Below are 16,767 nucleotides of genomic sequence, written 5' to 3'. Positions count from 1 at the left end.
CCGCGCCGGCGATGTGTTAACGTGGCCGCTCATTCCGCCTGCCGGGGGGTAGCGCGGCACTGTTTTGGGACGCCGGCCGATTCGACGGGCCGGCCCGTTCGAGATCCCGGTGGCCGGCAGGTTCGCCAGCCGTAGCGTCGCCAAGGGGGGATGATGACGAGACGAGTTCGCGCACACCGCAGCACCACCGGCCTGTTCACCCCTCGCCTGCCGTCCGCCCCGGCGCGGGCCCTTAACCTTCCCGCCCTGGCCCTTCCCGCCCTGGCCCTTCCCGCCCTGGCCCTTCCCGCCCTGGCCCTTCCCGTCCTGATTTTGGCCGCGGGAACCGGTCCCGCCCTGGCCCAGAGCGTGCCCGACGCGGCCCGGCCGAGCATCGCCCCCGAAGCCATCACCCCCCTGCCGCCCGCGGCCGCCCCCGCCTTCGAGGTTGCGCCCGCCCCCGCCGGCAGCCCCCCCGCCGGTGCGGAAACCGTCACCTTCACCCTGAGCGGCGTCGCCCTCGACGGCGTGACCGCCTATGGCGCCGACGAGCTTGCCGGCTTCTATGCCGACCGTATCGGCAAGACCGTGTCGCTGGCCGACGTCTTCGCCATCGCCGCCGCGATCGAGGCCTATTACCGCGCCGACGGCTATTTCCTGACCCGGGTGGTGGTGCCGGCCCAGCGGATCGAAGGCGGCCGCATCCAGCTTGCCGTGGTCGAGGGCTATATCAAGTCGGTCGCGGTCGTCGGCGACGCCGGCGGCGCCCAGGACCTGGTCGAGGCCATGGCCGGCCGCATCGCCGAAGGCGGCGGCCCGGCCCGGCTGGACGCCCTGGAACGCCAATTGCTGCTGATCAACGACCTGCCCGGCCTGAGCGCCCGCGGCACCCTGAGCCCGGTCGCCGGCGAGCGCGGCGCCAGCCAGCTGACGGTCGAGGTGACGCGGAAGGCGGTCGACGGCTTCGTCACCTTCGACAACCGCTCGTCCCGCTACCTCGGGCCGTGGAGCGCCTCGGCCGGCGTCGGCGCCAACAGTTTCACCGCCCTTGCCGAGCGGGTGGAAGTGGTCGGCTTCTCTTCCCTCTTCAGCGAGCGGCAGCGGCTCTACCAATTGAGCGGCGCTTTCACCCTGAACGAGGACGGCCTGACCCTGAAGACCTATGCCTCCTATGCCCCGGGGGAGCCGGGCGGACGCCTGTCCCAGCTCGACCTTCAGACCGAGGCCACGCGCTTCGGCTTCGCGCTCGCCTATCCCGTGCTGCGCGGGCGCCAGACCAACCTCAACGCCGGCCTCGCCTTCGACTGGCTGGACGAGGACGGCGATGCCTTCGGCGGCGCCGTGCTGCACGACCGCCTGCGCGTGCTGCGCTTCACCGCCGATGCCGACCATCGCGACAGTCTCGCCGGCGTCACCCGGATCGAGGCCGGGCTGCACCTCGGCCTCGACCTGTTCGACGCCTCCAGCGGGCAGGAGCCGAACCCCTCGCGCACCGGGGCCGACGGCACCTTCGTCAAGGGCACGGTGGAAATCAGCCGCCTGCAACGCCTGTTCCCGCTCGGCGACGGCGCCGTCGACCTGCTGCTGCTGGCCGCCGGCCAATACAGCGAGGGGCCCCTGCTGGCGGACGAGGAATTCCGTCTGGGCGGCTATCGCTTCGGCCGCGGCTATACCCCGGGCGAGATCAGCGGCGACCGGGCGCTCGCGGCCAGCGCCGAGCTGCAATTTACCTCGACCCTCGACGAGGCGGTGGAGGGCGGGCGCTTCCACCTGCCCTATCAGCTCTATGCCTTCTATGACGCCGGCCGGGTCTGGGACCGGGGGGTGGACGAACCGGGATCCGAATCGCTGACGGCGGCCGGCGCCGGCGTCCGCCTGTTCGTGGCCGAAACCGCCCGGGCGGAAGTGGAATTGGCTAAGCCCCTGACCCGTGACCGCAACGACCGCAGCGACGACGAGCGCCGCCCCGGCCTCTTCTTCCGCCTGGTCACCAGCTTCTGAGCGGAGACGGAACATGACCGGTATCTTCCTGCCGTCCACGCGCCACGCCGCGCTGCTGGCCACCACCGCCCTCGGCCTCGTCGCCGCCACCGGCGCCCTTGCCAATCCGACCGGGGGCACCGTCACCCAGGGCGGCGCCACCATCAGCACCGCCCCGGGCACGGTGACCGTCGAGCAGACCACCGACCGCGCGGTGATCGAATGGCGCGACTTCTCGATCGGCGAGGGTGAGACCACCCGCTTCCTGCAACCGGGCAGCGGCTCCGTGGCCTTGAACCGGGTCACCGGCGACAATCCGTCGGCCATCCTCGGCACGCTGACCGCGAACGGCAACGTCTTCCTGATCAACCGCAGCGGCATCCTGGTCGGGGCCGGCGCCACCGTCGACGTCGGCGGCCTGGTCGCGACCACCAGCGATATCGACGACGGCGCCTTCATGGCCGGCGGCGGCCTGTTCGACCGGCCGGGCGGCATCGCCGGCGCCGGCGTGATCAACGACGGCACCATCACCGTGGCCGACCACGGCCTTGCCGCCCTGGTGGGCCCGACCGTGGCCAACAACGGCACGATCGCCGCCCGCCTCGGCACCGTCGCGCTCGGCAGCGCCGAGACCTTCACCGTCGACCTTGCCGGCGACGGCCTGATCTCCTTCGACACCGGCCAGCCGGTCGCCCGCGCGGGCGGCGCGCCCCAGGTCGCCAACAGCGGCACCATCGCCGCCGACGGCGGCACCGTCCTGCTCACCGCCGGCCAGGCGGCCTCGGTGGTCGACAAGGCGATCGACATGACCGGGGTGATTACGGCCCGCTCGGTCGGCGTCGACAACGGCGTGATCGTCCTCTCCGGCGGCGAGGGCACGGCCAGCGTCTCCGGCCTGATCGACGGCTCCGGCACGACTGGCGGCACAACCGGCGGCACGGTCGAAGTCACGGGCGCCCAGGTCCGCATCGAGAGCGGCGCGACCATCGACGTTTCGGGCACCGAAGGCGGCGGCACGGCCCGCATCGGCGGCGGCCTGAAGGGCCAGGGCGCGACGCCCCGGGCCGCGACCACGGTGGTTGCGGCCGGCAGCACGATCGACGCCTCGGCGACCGGCTCGGGCCACGGCGGCACGATCATCGTCTGGTCCGACCGCGCGACCGAATTCGCCGGCAATGCCTTTGCCCGCGGCGGTGCCGCCGGCGGCAACGGCGGCCTGATCGAAACCTCCAGCAAGGGCGTGCTCAGCCTCGGCGCCGCGCTGATCGATGCTTCCGCCCCGCTCGGCCAGGGCGGCGAATGGCTGATCGATCCGGCGGATGTCGGCATCGTCGATGCCGGCACCGTGCTGCCCTCGAACCCCTTCAACCCGGGCACGTCGTCGTCCCTGATCAATATCGATTCGATCATCGCCGTCCTGCAGACCGGGACCGACGTCACCATCAACACGGGCTCGGCCGGCGACGGCCTCACCGGCTCGGGCACCATTTCCTATAGCGCGACGCCGGCCGCCTTCGCGATCGGCGGCGACGGTTCCGCCACCCTGACCCTCAATGCGGTCGGCGCCATCACCTGGTCGGGCACGCTGGCCGCGACCGGGGATTTCACCCTGCGCGCCAATGCGGGCGAGCGCATCACCTTCACCCTGGGCAGCCTGTCGGCCCAGACCATCGACCTGCGGGGCTGCCTGACCTCTTCCAGCTGCGGCGCGCCCCCCGTCTCCGTGGCGGTGCCGCCGATCGGCATCGTGTTCGATCCCTTCGTCGCCGGGACCAGCGGCTTCGTCCCGACGGTGACGCTGACCGGGCAGGACGTCAGTCTCAGGGGCGGTCTCGGCGGCATTTTCTCCGACATCGACACCACCATCAACGTCGGCCGGTCCCTGACCCTTCAGGGCAGCGGCGCCCAGGCCTTCACCTTCGCCGCCAACACCTTCGCGCCCACCGCGGGCGCGACGGCGACCTTCGTGCCGGCCTTCGCCGATACCGACCTCGCCTATACCCAGCGCGAGACGGTCGATACGCTGAACAGCGGGATCGACAACCGGGACCTGGAGCAGCTGGCCGGCTTCGCCTCGATCACGCTGCGCACCGGCGCCGGGGTCTCGACCTTCGCCGCCGCCGGCACGGGCGGCACCGCCGGGATCACCTTCGACGGCGCCTTCGCCGGGGCCACGCTCAATCTCGCCCAGGACCTGATCGTGGACGCCAACGGCGGCGGCTCGATCGCCGTCGACACGTCGCTGGCCGTCACCTCGACCGCCAATATCACCCTCGAGGCGGACAATGAGATCCGCCTGCCCGGCGGCCTCACCCTGGACGGCGACCTGACCGCGACGGCGCCGAACATCTTCCTCGGCGCCGACCTGCAATCGAGCGGCGGCGCCCTGCGCCTGACCGGCGCCGTCGGGGCGGAGAATTCGCTGGGCCTGATGGCCGGCGGCGACATTCTGATCGCCGGCACGCTTGACGGCACCGAAGGCAGCCCCAGCCCGATTCAGCCCCAGATCTTCCTCACCTCCGAGACGGGATCGGTGACGGTGACGGGGGCGACCGGCGCCCTGTTCATCCTGGAAAGCCTGACCGCCTTCGCCACGACCGGGATTTCGGTCGCCGATGTCGCCACCACCCTGGACCAATCCTATGTCGCGCCGACGGTCATCCTGACCGGGACCACCTATCAGGCGGGCGGCGGTTTCGACCTGGAAGGCGCGGCCCTGGTCGCCAATGCGGCGGCCGTCACCACCGCCGGCAACATCCGTTTCTCGGGCACGGTGGCCCGGGCGTCCGGTGCCGCCACCGCCAGCCTGACCGCCAGCGCGGGCGCCGGCACTTCGACCGGCACGGTCTTCATCGGCGATACGGTCGCCAGCGCGGCGGCCCCCCTCGATGCGCTCAGCGTCACCGGCGGCAGCAGCTTCACCGTCCACAGTGCCTGGACCTCGGGCAATCAGAGCTACAGCGCCCCGGCCGGCAGTTTCGCCGGCACCCGCTATGTCTCGAGCGCGGGCAGCATCGATGCGGGCGGCACCGTGCAGGGCACCGTCATGGGCGGGGCCCTGTTCGATGCGAACGGCAGCGCCGGCTTCGCCACCTTGAACATGAATGCGGCCGGCGGCACGCTGGAAGTGATCGCGCGGACCGGCAACGTCACCGTCGCCGGCCCGCTGGGCGCCACCACGGCGCCCGTGGACCTGCGGCTCCAGGCGGCGGCAACGCTCAATGTCGCCAATCTCTTCTCGGCCGGGCCGGTGGCGCTGACCGGCGCCACCGTCCGCCTGGCCGGCACCACCTATACGGCGGCGACCGGCTTCGCCGCGACCGGCGCCGTCGCCCTGGCCGCCAATGCCGCCATCACCGCCGGCCAGGACCTGACGATCACCGGCACGGTCGACCTCGACAGCGGCGCCCCGGCGGGCACCGGCCTCACGCTTCGCTCGACCGCGGCCGGCATCGCCGTGACCGGGGCGATCGGCGGCGGCTCGGCCCCGGCCTTCGTCACCGCCGATGCGGCGGTCGCGATCGCGCTCGGCAATGTCGCCACCACCGGCGCGCAGGCCTATACCGCGCCCGCCGTCACCCTGAACGGCACGGCCTATGGCGCCGGCGGCGACTTCCAGGTCACCGGGGCAACCCTGCTGAATGCGGCGGTCGGCATCACCACCGGCGGCAGCACCTCCCTGTCCGCTACCGTCACCCGGGCGGCGGGGGCGGCGGCCGCCGGCCTCACCGTCAATGCCGGCGGCGGCTCGGGCGGGACGATCTTCATCGGCGGCGAGGCGGGCACCGCCGCCTCCGTGCTCGATGCGGTCAGCCTGACCGCGGGCAGCAGCATTTCGGTGAACAATGTCCGCACCTCCGGCAACCAGACCTACAGCACCCTTGCCGCGCTTTTCAACGGCACCACCTATGTCTCGTCCGCGGGCTCGATCGATGCCGCCGGCGTGACCCAGGGGACGCTGACCGCCGGCACCCTGTTCGATGCCGCGGGCAATGCCGGCTTCGGCGCGCTCGACATGTCCTCGACCGGCGGCACGCTGAACGTCCGGGCCCGGACCGGCAGCATCCTGTTCGGCGGCGCGGTGGGCGCCCTTTCCGCCCCGACCGCCCTGACCGCGACGGCGGCGACCACCCTGACCGCGGCCAACCTGACCTCGACCGGCACGATCGACCTGACCGCCCCTGCCATCAGCCTGACCGGCACCGCCTATGGCGCCGGCACCGGCTTCAGCGCGACGGGCGCGCTCGGCCTGCTGGCCGGCGCCACCGTCACCGCCGCCGGGGCCCTGACCGTGACCGGCACGATCGACAGCCAGGGCAGCCCGGCCAACGGCCTGACCCTGACCTCGACCGCCGGCGCCGTGACCGTGACCGGCGCCGCCGGCGGGACCGGGGCCCTGGCCTTCCTGACCGCCAATGCGGCGACCGCCCTCTCGCTCGGCAGTGTCGTCACCACCGGCAACCAGACCCTGGCCGCGCCGACCGTCACCCTGACCGGCACCACCTATCGGGCGGGCGGCACGGTCGGCGTTACCGGCACCGGCCTGATCGCCAATGCGGTGGCGATCGATGCCACCGGCGGCATTACCTTCTCCGCCGGCATCGAGCGGGCCGCCGGCGCCGCGACCGCCAGCCTGACCGCGCTGGCGGGCGGCGGCGGCCCGACCGGCACTATCGCGGTGGCGGGCGCCATCGGCAGCCCGGGTACCGCCCTCGACAGCGTCACCCTGACCGCCGGCGCCGGCCTCGCCCTGAACGGCGTCGTCACCAGCGGCGACCAGTCCTATGCCGCGGCGACCGGCAGTTTCGCCGGCGGCACCTATCGCGCGACCGCGGGCAGCATCACCGGCCTCAATGTCGGCCAGGCCACGCTGACCGCGAGCACGACCTTCACGGCCGGCCAGAACATCCGCTTCGGCCGGATCGACATGGCCACCACCGGGCTTGCCCTGGCCATGACCGCCCAGGCGGGCGAGATCCGCCTGACCGGACCGGTGGGCGGCAGCGGCGCCCCCGCCTCGATCACCCTGCAAGGGGCGAGTGCGATCGTCGCCGCCGACCTCCGCGCCACCGGTGCGATCGCCCTGACCGCGCCCGCGATCACCCTGACCGGCGCCGTCTATCAGGCCGGCACCACCTTTGCCGCCACCGGCAATCTCGCCTTCGGCGGGGCCGCCGCGGTGACCGCGGGGCAGGCCCTGACCGTCAGCGGCACCATCGACCGCCTGGGCTCGGCGCCGCTCGACGCCGCCGTCGCCCTGGTCTCGACCGGCGGCGACGTCCGCCTGGGCGGGGCGATCGGCGCGACCCAGGCGCTGGGCAGCCTGACGGTCGATGCCGCCGGCCGCGCGGTGCTGAACAGCGTGCGGGTGACCGGCGATATCGCCCTCGGCGGTGCTGCCGTCGAACTGGCCGGCGGCACCGCTCCGGGCGGCCCCAACACCCCCGCCGTCAGCCAGGCCCTCGTGGCCGGCGGCGCCGTCACCGTCACCGGCCCGACCCTGCTGGCCGGCACCACCGTGATCGACGCGGGCGGCGGCATCGCCTTCTCGAGCACGATCGATGCGGCCGCGGGCAGCACCGCCAGGCTGACCGCACAGGCCGGCGGCGGCCTGACCGCCGGCGGCCCGATCGGCGGCACCAATGCCCTTGCCGCCCTCGACCTTTCGGCGGGCGGCCCCGTCACCCTGCTCGGGGCGCGCACCACCGGGGCCCTGTCGCTGACTTCGGGCACCGGCCTCGCCCTTGGCGGCACCTATGCCAGCAGCGCCGGCGCCCTCGACATCGACGGCCCGCTGAGCCTTGCCGGCGATGTCGTGCTGACCGCCGCGACCGCGATCCAATTGTCCGGCCCGGTGACCGAGGCATCGGGCGGCGGCACCCTGCGGGCAAGTGCCGCGGGCGGCGACCTCGCGGTGAACGGCGCCGTCGAGGCCGGCGCGGTCACGCTCAGCGCCAGCGCGACGCTGGCCGTCGGCGCCGTCACCTCGCGCGGCGACCTGGCCTTGACGGGCACGACCATCCAACTGACCGGCGGCGCCCTCGTCGCCGGCAACGACGTGCTGGCGACCGGGGCCCTGGCGCTGCTGGGCGATGCCACGATCACCGGCCGGCGCAATGTCACCGTCACCGGGCCGATCGGGGCGGAAAGCGGGTCGCCCGCCCTCGGCCTGACGGCGGAGACCGGTTTCGTCGCCGCCAACGGGCCAATCACCGGGCTCGGCGACCTGACGGTCGAGGCCGCGACCACGGCGAGCCTGGGCCAAACGGCCATCGCCGGCGGCCTGTCCGTCAATGCCGGCAGCATCCAATTCACCGGCCCCGCCTATAATGCCGGCGGCAACATCATCCTGGACGGGCCGCTCAGCCTCGCGGCGAATACCGCCGTCACCGCCGGCGGCGGCGTCGGCTTCGCCGGCGCGATCGGCAGCGCGAGCGCTTCGAGCCCGGTCGGCCTGACCGTGAGCGCGGGCGGCGGCATCGCCTTCCTCGGCGCGGCCGGCCTTGCCAGCCTGAACGCCAGCGCCGCCGGCACGATCGAAGTCTTTGCCGACGCCCTGACCAGCGGCACCCTGCTCTATCGCTCGGCGGCGGGCCTGTCCTTCGCCGAGGGCAGCTACCGCAGTTCGGGCGGCGCGGTCACGCTGGACGGCCCGGTGATCTTCACCGGCGCCGTCGTCTTCCAGGCCGCGACCGATCTCAACGTCACCGGCGCCATCGACGGCGTCACCGACGAGGGCGTCTATTTCGGCTCGGCCACGCTGATCGCCGGCAACAATCTGATCATCCCCGGCGCCATCGGCCTCGATACGCCGCTGGCGGCCCTGAACCTTCAGGCCGGCACGATGATCGATCCGCTGTCGGTGATCACCTTCGGGCCGCAGACCTATACCGCGCCCCTGATCATTCTCGCCGGCACCGAATATCGCACCAACGGCGGCGCCTTCACCACCAACGGCGCCCTGCGCCTGACCGCGCCGGCCGTCACCATCAACACCGGCGTCTTCACCCCCATAACCAGTCCCACCCTCGCCGCCGGCGGCGACCTCATCATGAACGGCACGGCCACCGGCCAATTCGTGACCCTGCGCACCGGCAACGGCATGATCGAGGCGCTGCATGTCGCCTTCAGCGGGCTCTCGGTCTTCGGCGAGGGCGGCAGCGCGTCGATGGCCGGCACGCTCGGCACGTTCACCGGGCCGCCGGCCGCCCGCCACATCACCCGCTCGTCGGTCAACCGGGCCTATCTGTTCAACGACTGCGTCATGGCGACCTTCTGCGGCATCCAGGAACTGGAGGGCGCGACCCAGATCAGCCTGCCGGCGATCGTGCCCCTGGCCCCGCCCTTGATCGAGATCCCGGACCTGATCGTCGCCCGGATCGACGATCCGCTCGGCGATGCGTCCCGCTTCGTCTTCTCCAACACCGGCAAGGACGCCCTGTGGCGCCTCGACCTCAGCTTCCCCGCCGCGACCGAGGAGAACGGCCGATGAGCGCCCGGTACGCTTTCCGCCTGCCCCTGCTCGCCCTGGCCCTCGCACTCGGCGCCTGCGCCGTCACCGGGGGCGAGACCGGCACCCCGCGCGAGGCCGGCACCAATCTGGTCGGCGAGGCCTGCACGGTCACCGCCGGCCCCGCCACCCTGGGCGCCGGCGGCGAGCGGCAGACCACGGTCCACTGCGGCAGCTGGCAGCAGCCCTCGGCCCGGATCGCCGAACGCGGGGCCACCCAACCCCAAACCGGCGACAGCCCGGCGGCGGCGCTGGCCGCCGGCCCCTGGCGCGCCGAGCTCGACAGCCGCATGCGCTGCGACGCCCCTGCCGCGACCGCTTTCGCCGGCGGGCTGGACGGTGCGGTCATGCAGTGCCGGCTGCTGAACGGCGGCTTCCCCATGGTCGCGCTGGCCCTGGCGGCGGAGGGCAGGATCTTCCTCGCCGACGGCATCCCCGCCGCCCTGCCGGTGGTGGAGCGGGCCGTGCTGGCCGCGCTCGGCCGCGGCACGCTGGGCGCCGAGACGGCCGAATCCCGCGCCATCGCCTTCGTCCGCGCCGCCACCGGCCGGCCGCTGGCCGGGGCGGGCGCGCTCGATGCCTATTACACCGCGCTCGCCACCGCGCAATATCAGGACACGGTGCAGGATTTCGCCGCCTCGGAAGAGAATTACCGCAAGGCCCTGCTGGTCCAGGCCGAGGCCATCGGCAGCGACGATCCGAGCAGCGCCGATCCCTTGATGCATGTCGCCCTCGAACTGTCCAACCAGGGCCGCTACGACGAAGCCGCGCCCCTGTTCGACGAGGCCCAGCGCCTGGCCGCCGCCAGCATCAACCCCAGCGACCTGCCGCGCCTCCTGTCCTATCGCGCGATCGATGCCGCCAACCAGAACCGGCTCGACGATGCCCTCGGCTTCGCCGCCAAGGCGACGGCGCTCCGCCGCGAGTTCGCCGCGCGCAACGGCAACGAAGTCGGCAACGGCTTCACCGGTTTCGCGGGCGGCGGCGATCTCATTTCCTATGGCGGCGCTTCGGGCACGGTGATCGGCATCGACCTGGCCCAGAGCCTGCATACCGAGGCCGCCCTGCTGCTGCGCCTGAACCGGCTGGACGAGGCGGCGCAGAAGGCCGACGAGGCGATCGCCATCACCCGGGCCAGCCGCGCCGCGCCGCCCTGGTGGCTGCCGCAGTTCCTGGAAACCCGGGCGACCGTCGCCGCCGCCGGGGGCGACAGCCGCAGCGCTGCCGCCCTGCAGGGCGATGCGGTCACCATCTGGGCCAATACGCTGCCGGATTCCGTGCCCGAGGGGCTGGCCCGCCTTGCGCTCGGCCGCTACCAGCATGCGACCGGGCGCAGCGATGCCGCCATCGCCACCTACCGCCAGGGCCTGGCGACCTTGAAGGCGCGCAATGCGGAAATCCGCCCGCGCGAATTGATCGGCTTCCTCGATGTCGCCAGCGCCGCCGCGGCCGCGACCCCGGGCGAGGCCGGCCGTCTCGAGGTCGAGATGTTCGAGGCCATGCAGCTCATGCGCTCGGGCGTCACCAGCCGCACGGTCAGCCTGGCGACGGCGCGCCTGGCCGCCGGCGACCAGCAGGTCGGCGGCGTCATCCGCGCCCAGCAGGAGAACGACCGCAAGCGCTATGCCCTGGTCGCGGCCCTGAACCGGGCCCTGGCCGTGCCCGCCGAGGTGCGCGACACCAAGGCGATCGACGGCCTGCGCAGCCGCCTGATCGAGACCGAGGCCGAGGGCCGGCGCCTGGACGAGACCTTGCAGGCCGCCTCCTCCGGCTATCGCCAATTGCTGGCGACCCCGGTCGGCGCGTCCGAACTGCAAGCCCTGCTGAAGCCGGGCGAGGCGGTGGTCGCCTTCGCCAGCGCCGAAACCGCGACCTACGGCTTCCTGGTCCGCGCCGACCGCCTGCGCATCTGGCGCATCGACGCCGGCGACCAGGCGATCGGCGATGTCGTGATCGCGCTGCGCAAGGGCGTCACCCCGACGCGGAGCGGCCTGCCCCGCTTCCCGGTCGAACAATCGCGCGGCCTGTACCGCACCCTGTTCGATCCGGTCGCGGGCGATCTCGACGGCGTGACCAGCCTCGTCACCAGCGCCAACGGCGCGCTGGCCAGCATTCCCTTCGGCATCCTCGTCGCCGGCCCGGGCGAGGCGCGGGGCGGCAGCTACCGCGAGGTCGACTGGCTGGTGCGCCACTACGCCCTGGCCCAGGTCCCCTCGGTGCGGGCCTTCGCCGACCTGCGGCGGGTGGGCACGGCCTCGGGCGGAACCCAGGCCCTGGTCGGTTTCGGCGACTACCAGCCGCCGCGTGACATGAATGCCCTGTTCTCGTCGCTGCCGGCCAATTGCGTGCGCGATCGCAAGGTGCTGGGCGCCCTCGGCCCCCTGCCCGGCACTGCGGTCGAGCTGGAACGGGTCGCGGCCCAGCTCGGCGCCGGGCCGGATGCCCTGGTGCTCGGCGATGCCTTCACCAAGACGGCGGTGACCGGCCGGCCCCTGTCGGACTACCGGATCGTCTATTTCGCCACCCATGCGGTGCTGGCGAGCGAGATCCGCTGCTTCGCCGAACCCGCCCTCCTGGTCTCGCCAGGGCCGGCGGCGGGGGCGGACAGCGCGCTGCTCAAGCTCAGCGACATCCTGAACCTGAAGCTGGATGCCGATCTCGTCGTCCTGTCCGCCTGCAACACCGGCGGCACCGACGGCAAGAGCGGCGGCGAAGCCCTGTCCGGCCTGACCCGCGCCTTCTTCTATGCCGGGGCGCGGCGCCTGATCGCCTCCCACTGGCCGGTGCCCGACGCCTCGACCGCCGCCCTGATGACCGCGATCTTCGGCGGCCAGGGCGTGGGCGGCGCCGGGGCGCTGCGCGACGCCCAGCTCGGCCTGATCGACGGCCGGGGGCCGGGCACGACGCCGGTCGAATGGTCGCATCCCCTGTTCTGGGCCGGGTTCAGCACCATCGGCGATGGCACGGGGGTGGCGGCGCGCTAACATCAAGGGATGAAGCCCTTCCTGCATGATCCCTCGATCCACGCCTACGACCAGACGGTCGCCAGCTGGTGGGAAGCCTCCGCCGGGGATCCGGTGGCAGCACCCCCGCTGCTGGCGCCGGCCCGGGCCGATGTCGCCATCATCGGCGGCGGTTTCACCGGCCTCAATGCCGCACTCGCCCTGGCCGAGGGCGGCGTCGCCCCCCTGGTGCTCGAAGCCGGCCCGATCGGCTGGGGTGCCTCGGGGCGGAACGGCGGCTTCTGCTGCCTCGGCTCGGCGAAACTATCCTGGGAACGCATCATCGCCCGCTTCGGCCTGGCCGAGGCGCAGCGCTTCTTCCGCCTCCAGGTCGACGCCATCGGCCATGTCCGCGACCTGCTGGCCCGCCACGGCATCGAGGCCGAGACGGGCCCGGCGGGGGAGGCGGTGCTGTCCCACCACCCCCGCGCCATCGCCGACCTGAAGGCGGAGCGCGACCTCTATCGCCGAGTCTTCGCGACCGAATGCACCCTGCTATCCAAGGCCGATCTCGCCGCCCGCGGCCTTTCGACGGCGGAGGCCGAGGCCGGCCTCTGGGTGCCCCACGGCTTTCCGCTGCACCCGTTGAAATACCTGCGCGGCCTGGCCCGGGCGGTGCAGGCCCGGGGCATCGCCCTGCACGGCCACAGCCCGGTCATCGCCTGGACCCGGGAAGGCCGGCGGCATCGCCTGCTGACCCCGGGGGGCAGCGTGCTGGCCGACCGGGTCGTGGTCGCGACCGCCGGCTTCACCCGCGACGACCTGCACCCCGGCCTGGCCGGGCGCCTGCTGCCGGTCCTGTCCAACATCGTCGTCACCCGGCCGCTGAGCGCGGCGGAACGGGCGGCGCAGGGGTTCGACAGCCTGACCATGTGCGCCGATACCCGCCACCTGCTGCATTATTTCCGCCTGCTGCCCGACGGGCGGCTGATGTTCGGGGCGCGCGGCGGCGTCTCGGCCGCGCCCACCGCCGAACCGGCGATGCGGGCGCGGTTGCAGGCCGATCTCGCCCGCATGTTCCCGCATTTCGCCGGGGCGGCGATCACCCATTTCTGGCGCGGGCTGACCGACCTCGCCTATGACCTGCTGCCCCACCGGGGCACGGTCGAGGACGGCAGCGTGCACTACCTGCTGGCCTTCCACGGCAACGGTGTCGCCATGGGATCCTATGGCGGGGCACTGCTCGGCCGGGCGCTGGCGGGCGAAACGGTGGCCCTGCCGGCGCCGATCCGCCAGCCCCTGCCGCACTTTCCCTTCCCGGCCCTGCGCCAATCCTATCTGCGGGCGGCCTATGCCGGCTTCGGCCTGCGCGACCGGCTCGGGCGTTAAGCCTTCCGCAAATGATCCAGGATCAGGGCGTTCACCTGATCCGGCTTTTCCCGGTGCAGGAAATGGCCGGCACCCTCGATCACCCGAAGGGTAACGCCGGCGGGGTAATCCTCGTCCCGGATCGCCCGGCGGAAAGCGTCCAGCTTGAAGCAGCCGTCCGTCGTGCCGGCGAGGACGAGGCTCGGGACCTTGATCCGGCGCGAGGCCCGGCTCAGCCCCTCGCGGTAGCGCCGGGTGCCGATCGGCACCAGGGCCCGGTAATAGGCCAGCGCCGCCTTTTTCACCCCCGGGGCGGCCAGGGTCCGCTTCACGCTGTCGAGGACGCCCGCCGGCGGGGTCCAGCCCGGCGACCAGCGCCGCCACAGGAGATCGATGAATTTCCAATCCGCGCGGGAGACCAGCCAGTCGGCCAGGCCGCGGGCCTGGAAGACGCCGATATACCAGAAGGGCAGCATCAGCCAGGGCGCGCCGGCGGCGACCGCCATCAGCCGCCCGGTCGGCGGAATGGCGATGGCGGTCCAGCTTGCCAGCCCTTCCGGCCGGTCGGCGGCGACGATATGGCCGATGACCGCGCCCCAGTCGTGGCCGATCAGATGCACCGGCCCCTGTTTCGCCAGTTCGCGCACCAGGGCGCCCAGGTGATCGGCGACAGCGGCCGCCGAATAATCCCCGTCCGCCGGCTGCGACGAGGGTTCATAGCCCGGCAGCAGCGGCGCGACGACATGGAACCCGGCCGCGGCCAACACCGGGGCGAGATCGTCGAAGGAATGGTGATTGTCGGGAAAGCCGTGCAGGCACAGGGCGATCGGGCCGCTGCCGCCGCCCGCCGGCGGGGTTTCCAGGGCGGTGAAGCTCAGTTCCCCGACCGGAATGGACACCACCCGAGACTCGATGCAACCGCCCGCCATCGACACCCTCCCCTTTTCGGGCAGTTTGACGGGCGGACGGGCGGGTGGCAACCCCGCCCGTCCGGGGGGTATTACCGGCCCGGCACCACTTCGTAAAGGCCGCGGCGGTCCTTCACCGGGCGGAAGCGGGTGGACAGGCCGAGCACGGTTTCGGCGGCGCCGAGGAACAGCATGCCGTCGTCGGTCATGATGTCGGCGATCCGGTCCAGCACCTTGGCCTTGGTCGGCTGGTCGAAATAGATCAGCACGTTGCGGCAATAGACGACGTCGAATTTGCCGAGCCCGGCAAAACTGTCGAGAAGATTATACTCGCGATACTGCACCATGCTGCGGATCTCGGGCGCGATGCGCCACTGGTCGCCTTCCTTCTTGAAGTATTTGACCAGCAGCTGGATCGGCAGGCCGCGCTGTACCTCGAACTGGGTATAGAGGCCGGCCCGGGCCCGGGTCAGCACGTCGGCCGAAATATCGGTGCCGAGAATCTCCACCCGCCAGCCGGCGAGCGCCGCCTTCTGCTCGGACAGCAGCATGGCCAGCGAATAGGGCTCCTGCCCGGTCGAGGCGGCGGCGGACCAGATGCGGATCCGCTTGCTGTCCGCCCGCGCCGACAGGAGATGCGGCATGACATGGGCCTTGAAGGTGTCGAAAGGCGTATTGTCGCGGAAGAAGAAACTCTCGTTCGTGGTCATCGCTTCGACCACGTCGCGGATCAGGGCCTCGTCCTTGCGGCGGAGTCCGGCGACCAGGCCCTCGAGGGTGTTCAGCCCGCGCTTCCGCGCGATCGGCAACAGACGGGACTCGACCAGGTAACCCTTGTCGCCCGTCAGCACCAGGCCCGACTTCGCCTTGAGGAGATCGGACAGAAACTGAAAATCGAGCGGATTCATCAACGCACTCCCGCCATGGCCGGTCCCTTGACCAGCCGTTCGATCGCGGTCCCCAATTCGCCGAGCGGCAGCACCGAGGTGCACAGCCCGGCCGTGGCCACGGCCCCCGGCATGCCCCAGACGACGCTGCTCGCCTCGTCCTGGGCAAGGACGGTGCCGCCGACCTCGGTCACCGCCCGGCTGCCCTGCAACCCGTCCTGTCCCATGCCGGTCAGGATCACGACCAGGGTCGAGCCGCCGTAGACCCCGGCGACGGAGCGCAGCATGGGATCGACGGCCGGCCGGCAGAAATTCTCCGGCGGGTCGCTGGTCAGGCGCAGGATCCGGCTGGTCCCCTGGCGTTCCACGATCATGTGATGATTGCCCGGTGCGACATAGATGCGCCGGGACTGGATGGTCTCGCCGTCCTTGGCCTCGGCCGCGGCAACCCCGGTCGCCTTGGCGATATGTTCGGCCAGGATGGCGGTGAAGGTCGCCGGCATGTGCTGGGTGATCAGGATCGGCACGTCGAGACGCGCCGCGATCGGCCCGAGCAAGGTGGACAGGGCCTGGGGCCCGCCGGTCGAACTGCCGATGGCCAGCACCTGCGGGCGCAGCGCGCCGGCCGGCCGCGTGGTGACCGCCGCCCCGCCGTAAAGGCTGGAAGGCTTGCGCAAGGGTGCCGCCGCGGCCGCGGCCGGGGCGGAACTTGCAGCCGCCGGCGTGCTGCGCAGAAAGCTGCTGCGCCGCCGCGCCGCCTCGCCCAGGGCCCGGGCCTTGGCGACCAGTTCCTGGCGGAAGGCTTCGACCGCATTGGCCTCGCGCGTCGAACTCGGCTTGGTCAGATAGTCGGCGGCGCCGAGCGTCAGCGCCTTCATGCTGATCTCCGCCCCGCTCTGGGTCAGCGTCGAGGACATTAGCACGCGCACGCCGCGCACCAGTTTCAGCAATTCCGGCAGGGCGGTGATGCCGTCCATCTCCGGCATCTCGACATCGAGGATGATCACCTCCGGCTCGGCCTTGGCGACGAGGCGAAGGGCCTGGGCGCCGTTGGGCGCGGTCGAGACCACCTTCAGGTCCGGCTCGGCATCGAGCCAGCGCGAGACGAGGCCCCGGATCACGGCGGAATCATCCACCACCATCACCCGGATCGGGCCGCCGTCCGGCCCGCCTGTTGCTCTCGGAGTCTCCAT

7 protein-coding genes are annotated in these 16,767 nt (G+C 72.4%); 4 read left to right on the top strand and 3 right to left on the bottom strand.

The genetic code is table 11. The features are described 5' to 3' along the window. Nucleotides 1-153 precede the first annotated feature (153 nt). From DKG75_RS10225 to DKG75_RS10210, 4 genes are read left to right on the top strand one after another with little or no spacing between them, the layout of a single operon-like run. Complete coding sequence (locus DKG75_RS10225; protein WP_133636811.1) at nucleotides 154-1,980, top strand: ShlB/FhaC/HecB family hemolysin secretion/activation protein; 1,827 nt, start codon at nucleotides 154-156, stop codon at nucleotides 1,978-1,980. 13 nt (nucleotides 1,981-1,993) lie between these two features. Further along, nucleotides 1,994-9,451: a beta strand repeat-containing protein gene (locus DKG75_RS10220; protein WP_109920965.1), complete on the top strand. Its 7,458-nt coding sequence runs from the start codon at nucleotides 1,994-1,996 to the stop codon at nucleotides 9,449-9,451. Next, nucleotides 9,448-12,453, top strand: coding sequence for a CHAT domain-containing protein (locus DKG75_RS10215; RefSeq protein ID WP_109920964.1), 3,006 nt, complete (start codon nucleotides 9,448-9,450; stop codon nucleotides 12,451-12,453). The genes DKG75_RS10220 and DKG75_RS10215 overlap by 4 nt, the downstream gene beginning before the upstream one ends. A 9-nt stretch (nucleotides 12,454-12,462) precedes the next feature. Beyond that, complete coding sequence (locus tag DKG75_RS10210; RefSeq protein ID WP_109920963.1) at nucleotides 12,463-13,800, top strand: NAD(P)/FAD-dependent oxidoreductase; 1,338 nt, start codon at nucleotides 12,463-12,465, stop codon at nucleotides 13,798-13,800. Here the strand turns inward: DKG75_RS10210 and DKG75_RS10205 are convergent. The 3 genes from DKG75_RS10205 to DKG75_RS10195 form a co-directional block, all read right to left on the bottom strand. After that, entirely contained in the window at nucleotides 13,797-14,708 is a 912-nt protein-coding gene (locus DKG75_RS10205) for an alpha/beta fold hydrolase (RefSeq protein WP_109920962.1), read from the bottom strand. The two genes, DKG75_RS10210 and DKG75_RS10205, sit on opposite strands and share 4 nt — an antisense overlap. A 71-nt stretch (nucleotides 14,709-14,779) precedes the next feature. Further along, nucleotides 14,780-15,595: a CheR family methyltransferase gene (locus DKG75_RS10200; protein ID WP_109920961.1), complete on the bottom strand. Its 816-nt coding sequence runs from the start codon at nucleotides 15,593-15,595 to the stop codon at nucleotides 14,780-14,782. Then, entirely contained in the window at nucleotides 15,595-16,767 is a 1,173-nt protein-coding gene (locus tag DKG75_RS10195) for a protein-glutamate methylesterase/protein-glutamine glutaminase (RefSeq protein WP_243746464.1), read from the bottom strand. Before DKG75_RS10195 ends, DKG75_RS10200 begins: the two co-directional genes overlap by 1 nt.

The sequence above is a fragment of the Zavarzinia compransoris genome (assembly GCF_003173055.1).
GTDB lineage: Bacteria > Pseudomonadota > Alphaproteobacteria > Zavarziniales > Zavarziniaceae > Zavarzinia > Zavarzinia compransoris.
The sequence above is the reverse complement of the archived record's forward strand: the minus strand, read 5'-3'. Positions and strand labels throughout refer to the sequence as shown.

What these genes read in the sequence shown, in the direction of transcription:
- DKG75_RS10225 (WP_133636811.1), top strand. Translation starts at nt 154, where the DNA reads ATGACGAGACGAGTTCGCGCACACCGCAGCACCACCGGCCTGTTCACC.
- DKG75_RS10220 (WP_109920965.1), top strand. Translation starts at nt 1,994, where the DNA reads ATGACCGGTATCTTCCTGCCGTCCACGCGCCACGCCGCGCTGCTGGCC.
- DKG75_RS10215 (WP_109920964.1), top strand. Translation starts at nt 9,448, where the DNA reads ATGAGCGCCCGGTACGCTTTCCGCCTGCCCCTGCTCGCCCTGGCCCTC.
- DKG75_RS10210 (WP_109920963.1), top strand. Translation starts at nt 12,463, where the DNA reads ATGAAGCCCTTCCTGCATGATCCCTCGATCCACGCCTACGACCAGACG.
- DKG75_RS10205 (WP_109920962.1), bottom strand. Translation starts at nt 14,708, where the DNA reads ATGGCGGGCGGTTGCATCGAGTCTCGGGTGGTGTCCATTCCGGTCGGG.
- DKG75_RS10200 (WP_109920961.1), bottom strand. Translation starts at nt 15,595, where the DNA reads ATGAATCCGCTCGATTTTCAGTTTCTGTCCGATCTCCTCAAGGCGAAG.
- DKG75_RS10195 (WP_243746464.1), bottom strand. Translation starts at nt 16,767, where the DNA reads ATGGAGACTCCGAGAGCAACAGGCGGGCCGGACGGCGGCCCGATCCGG.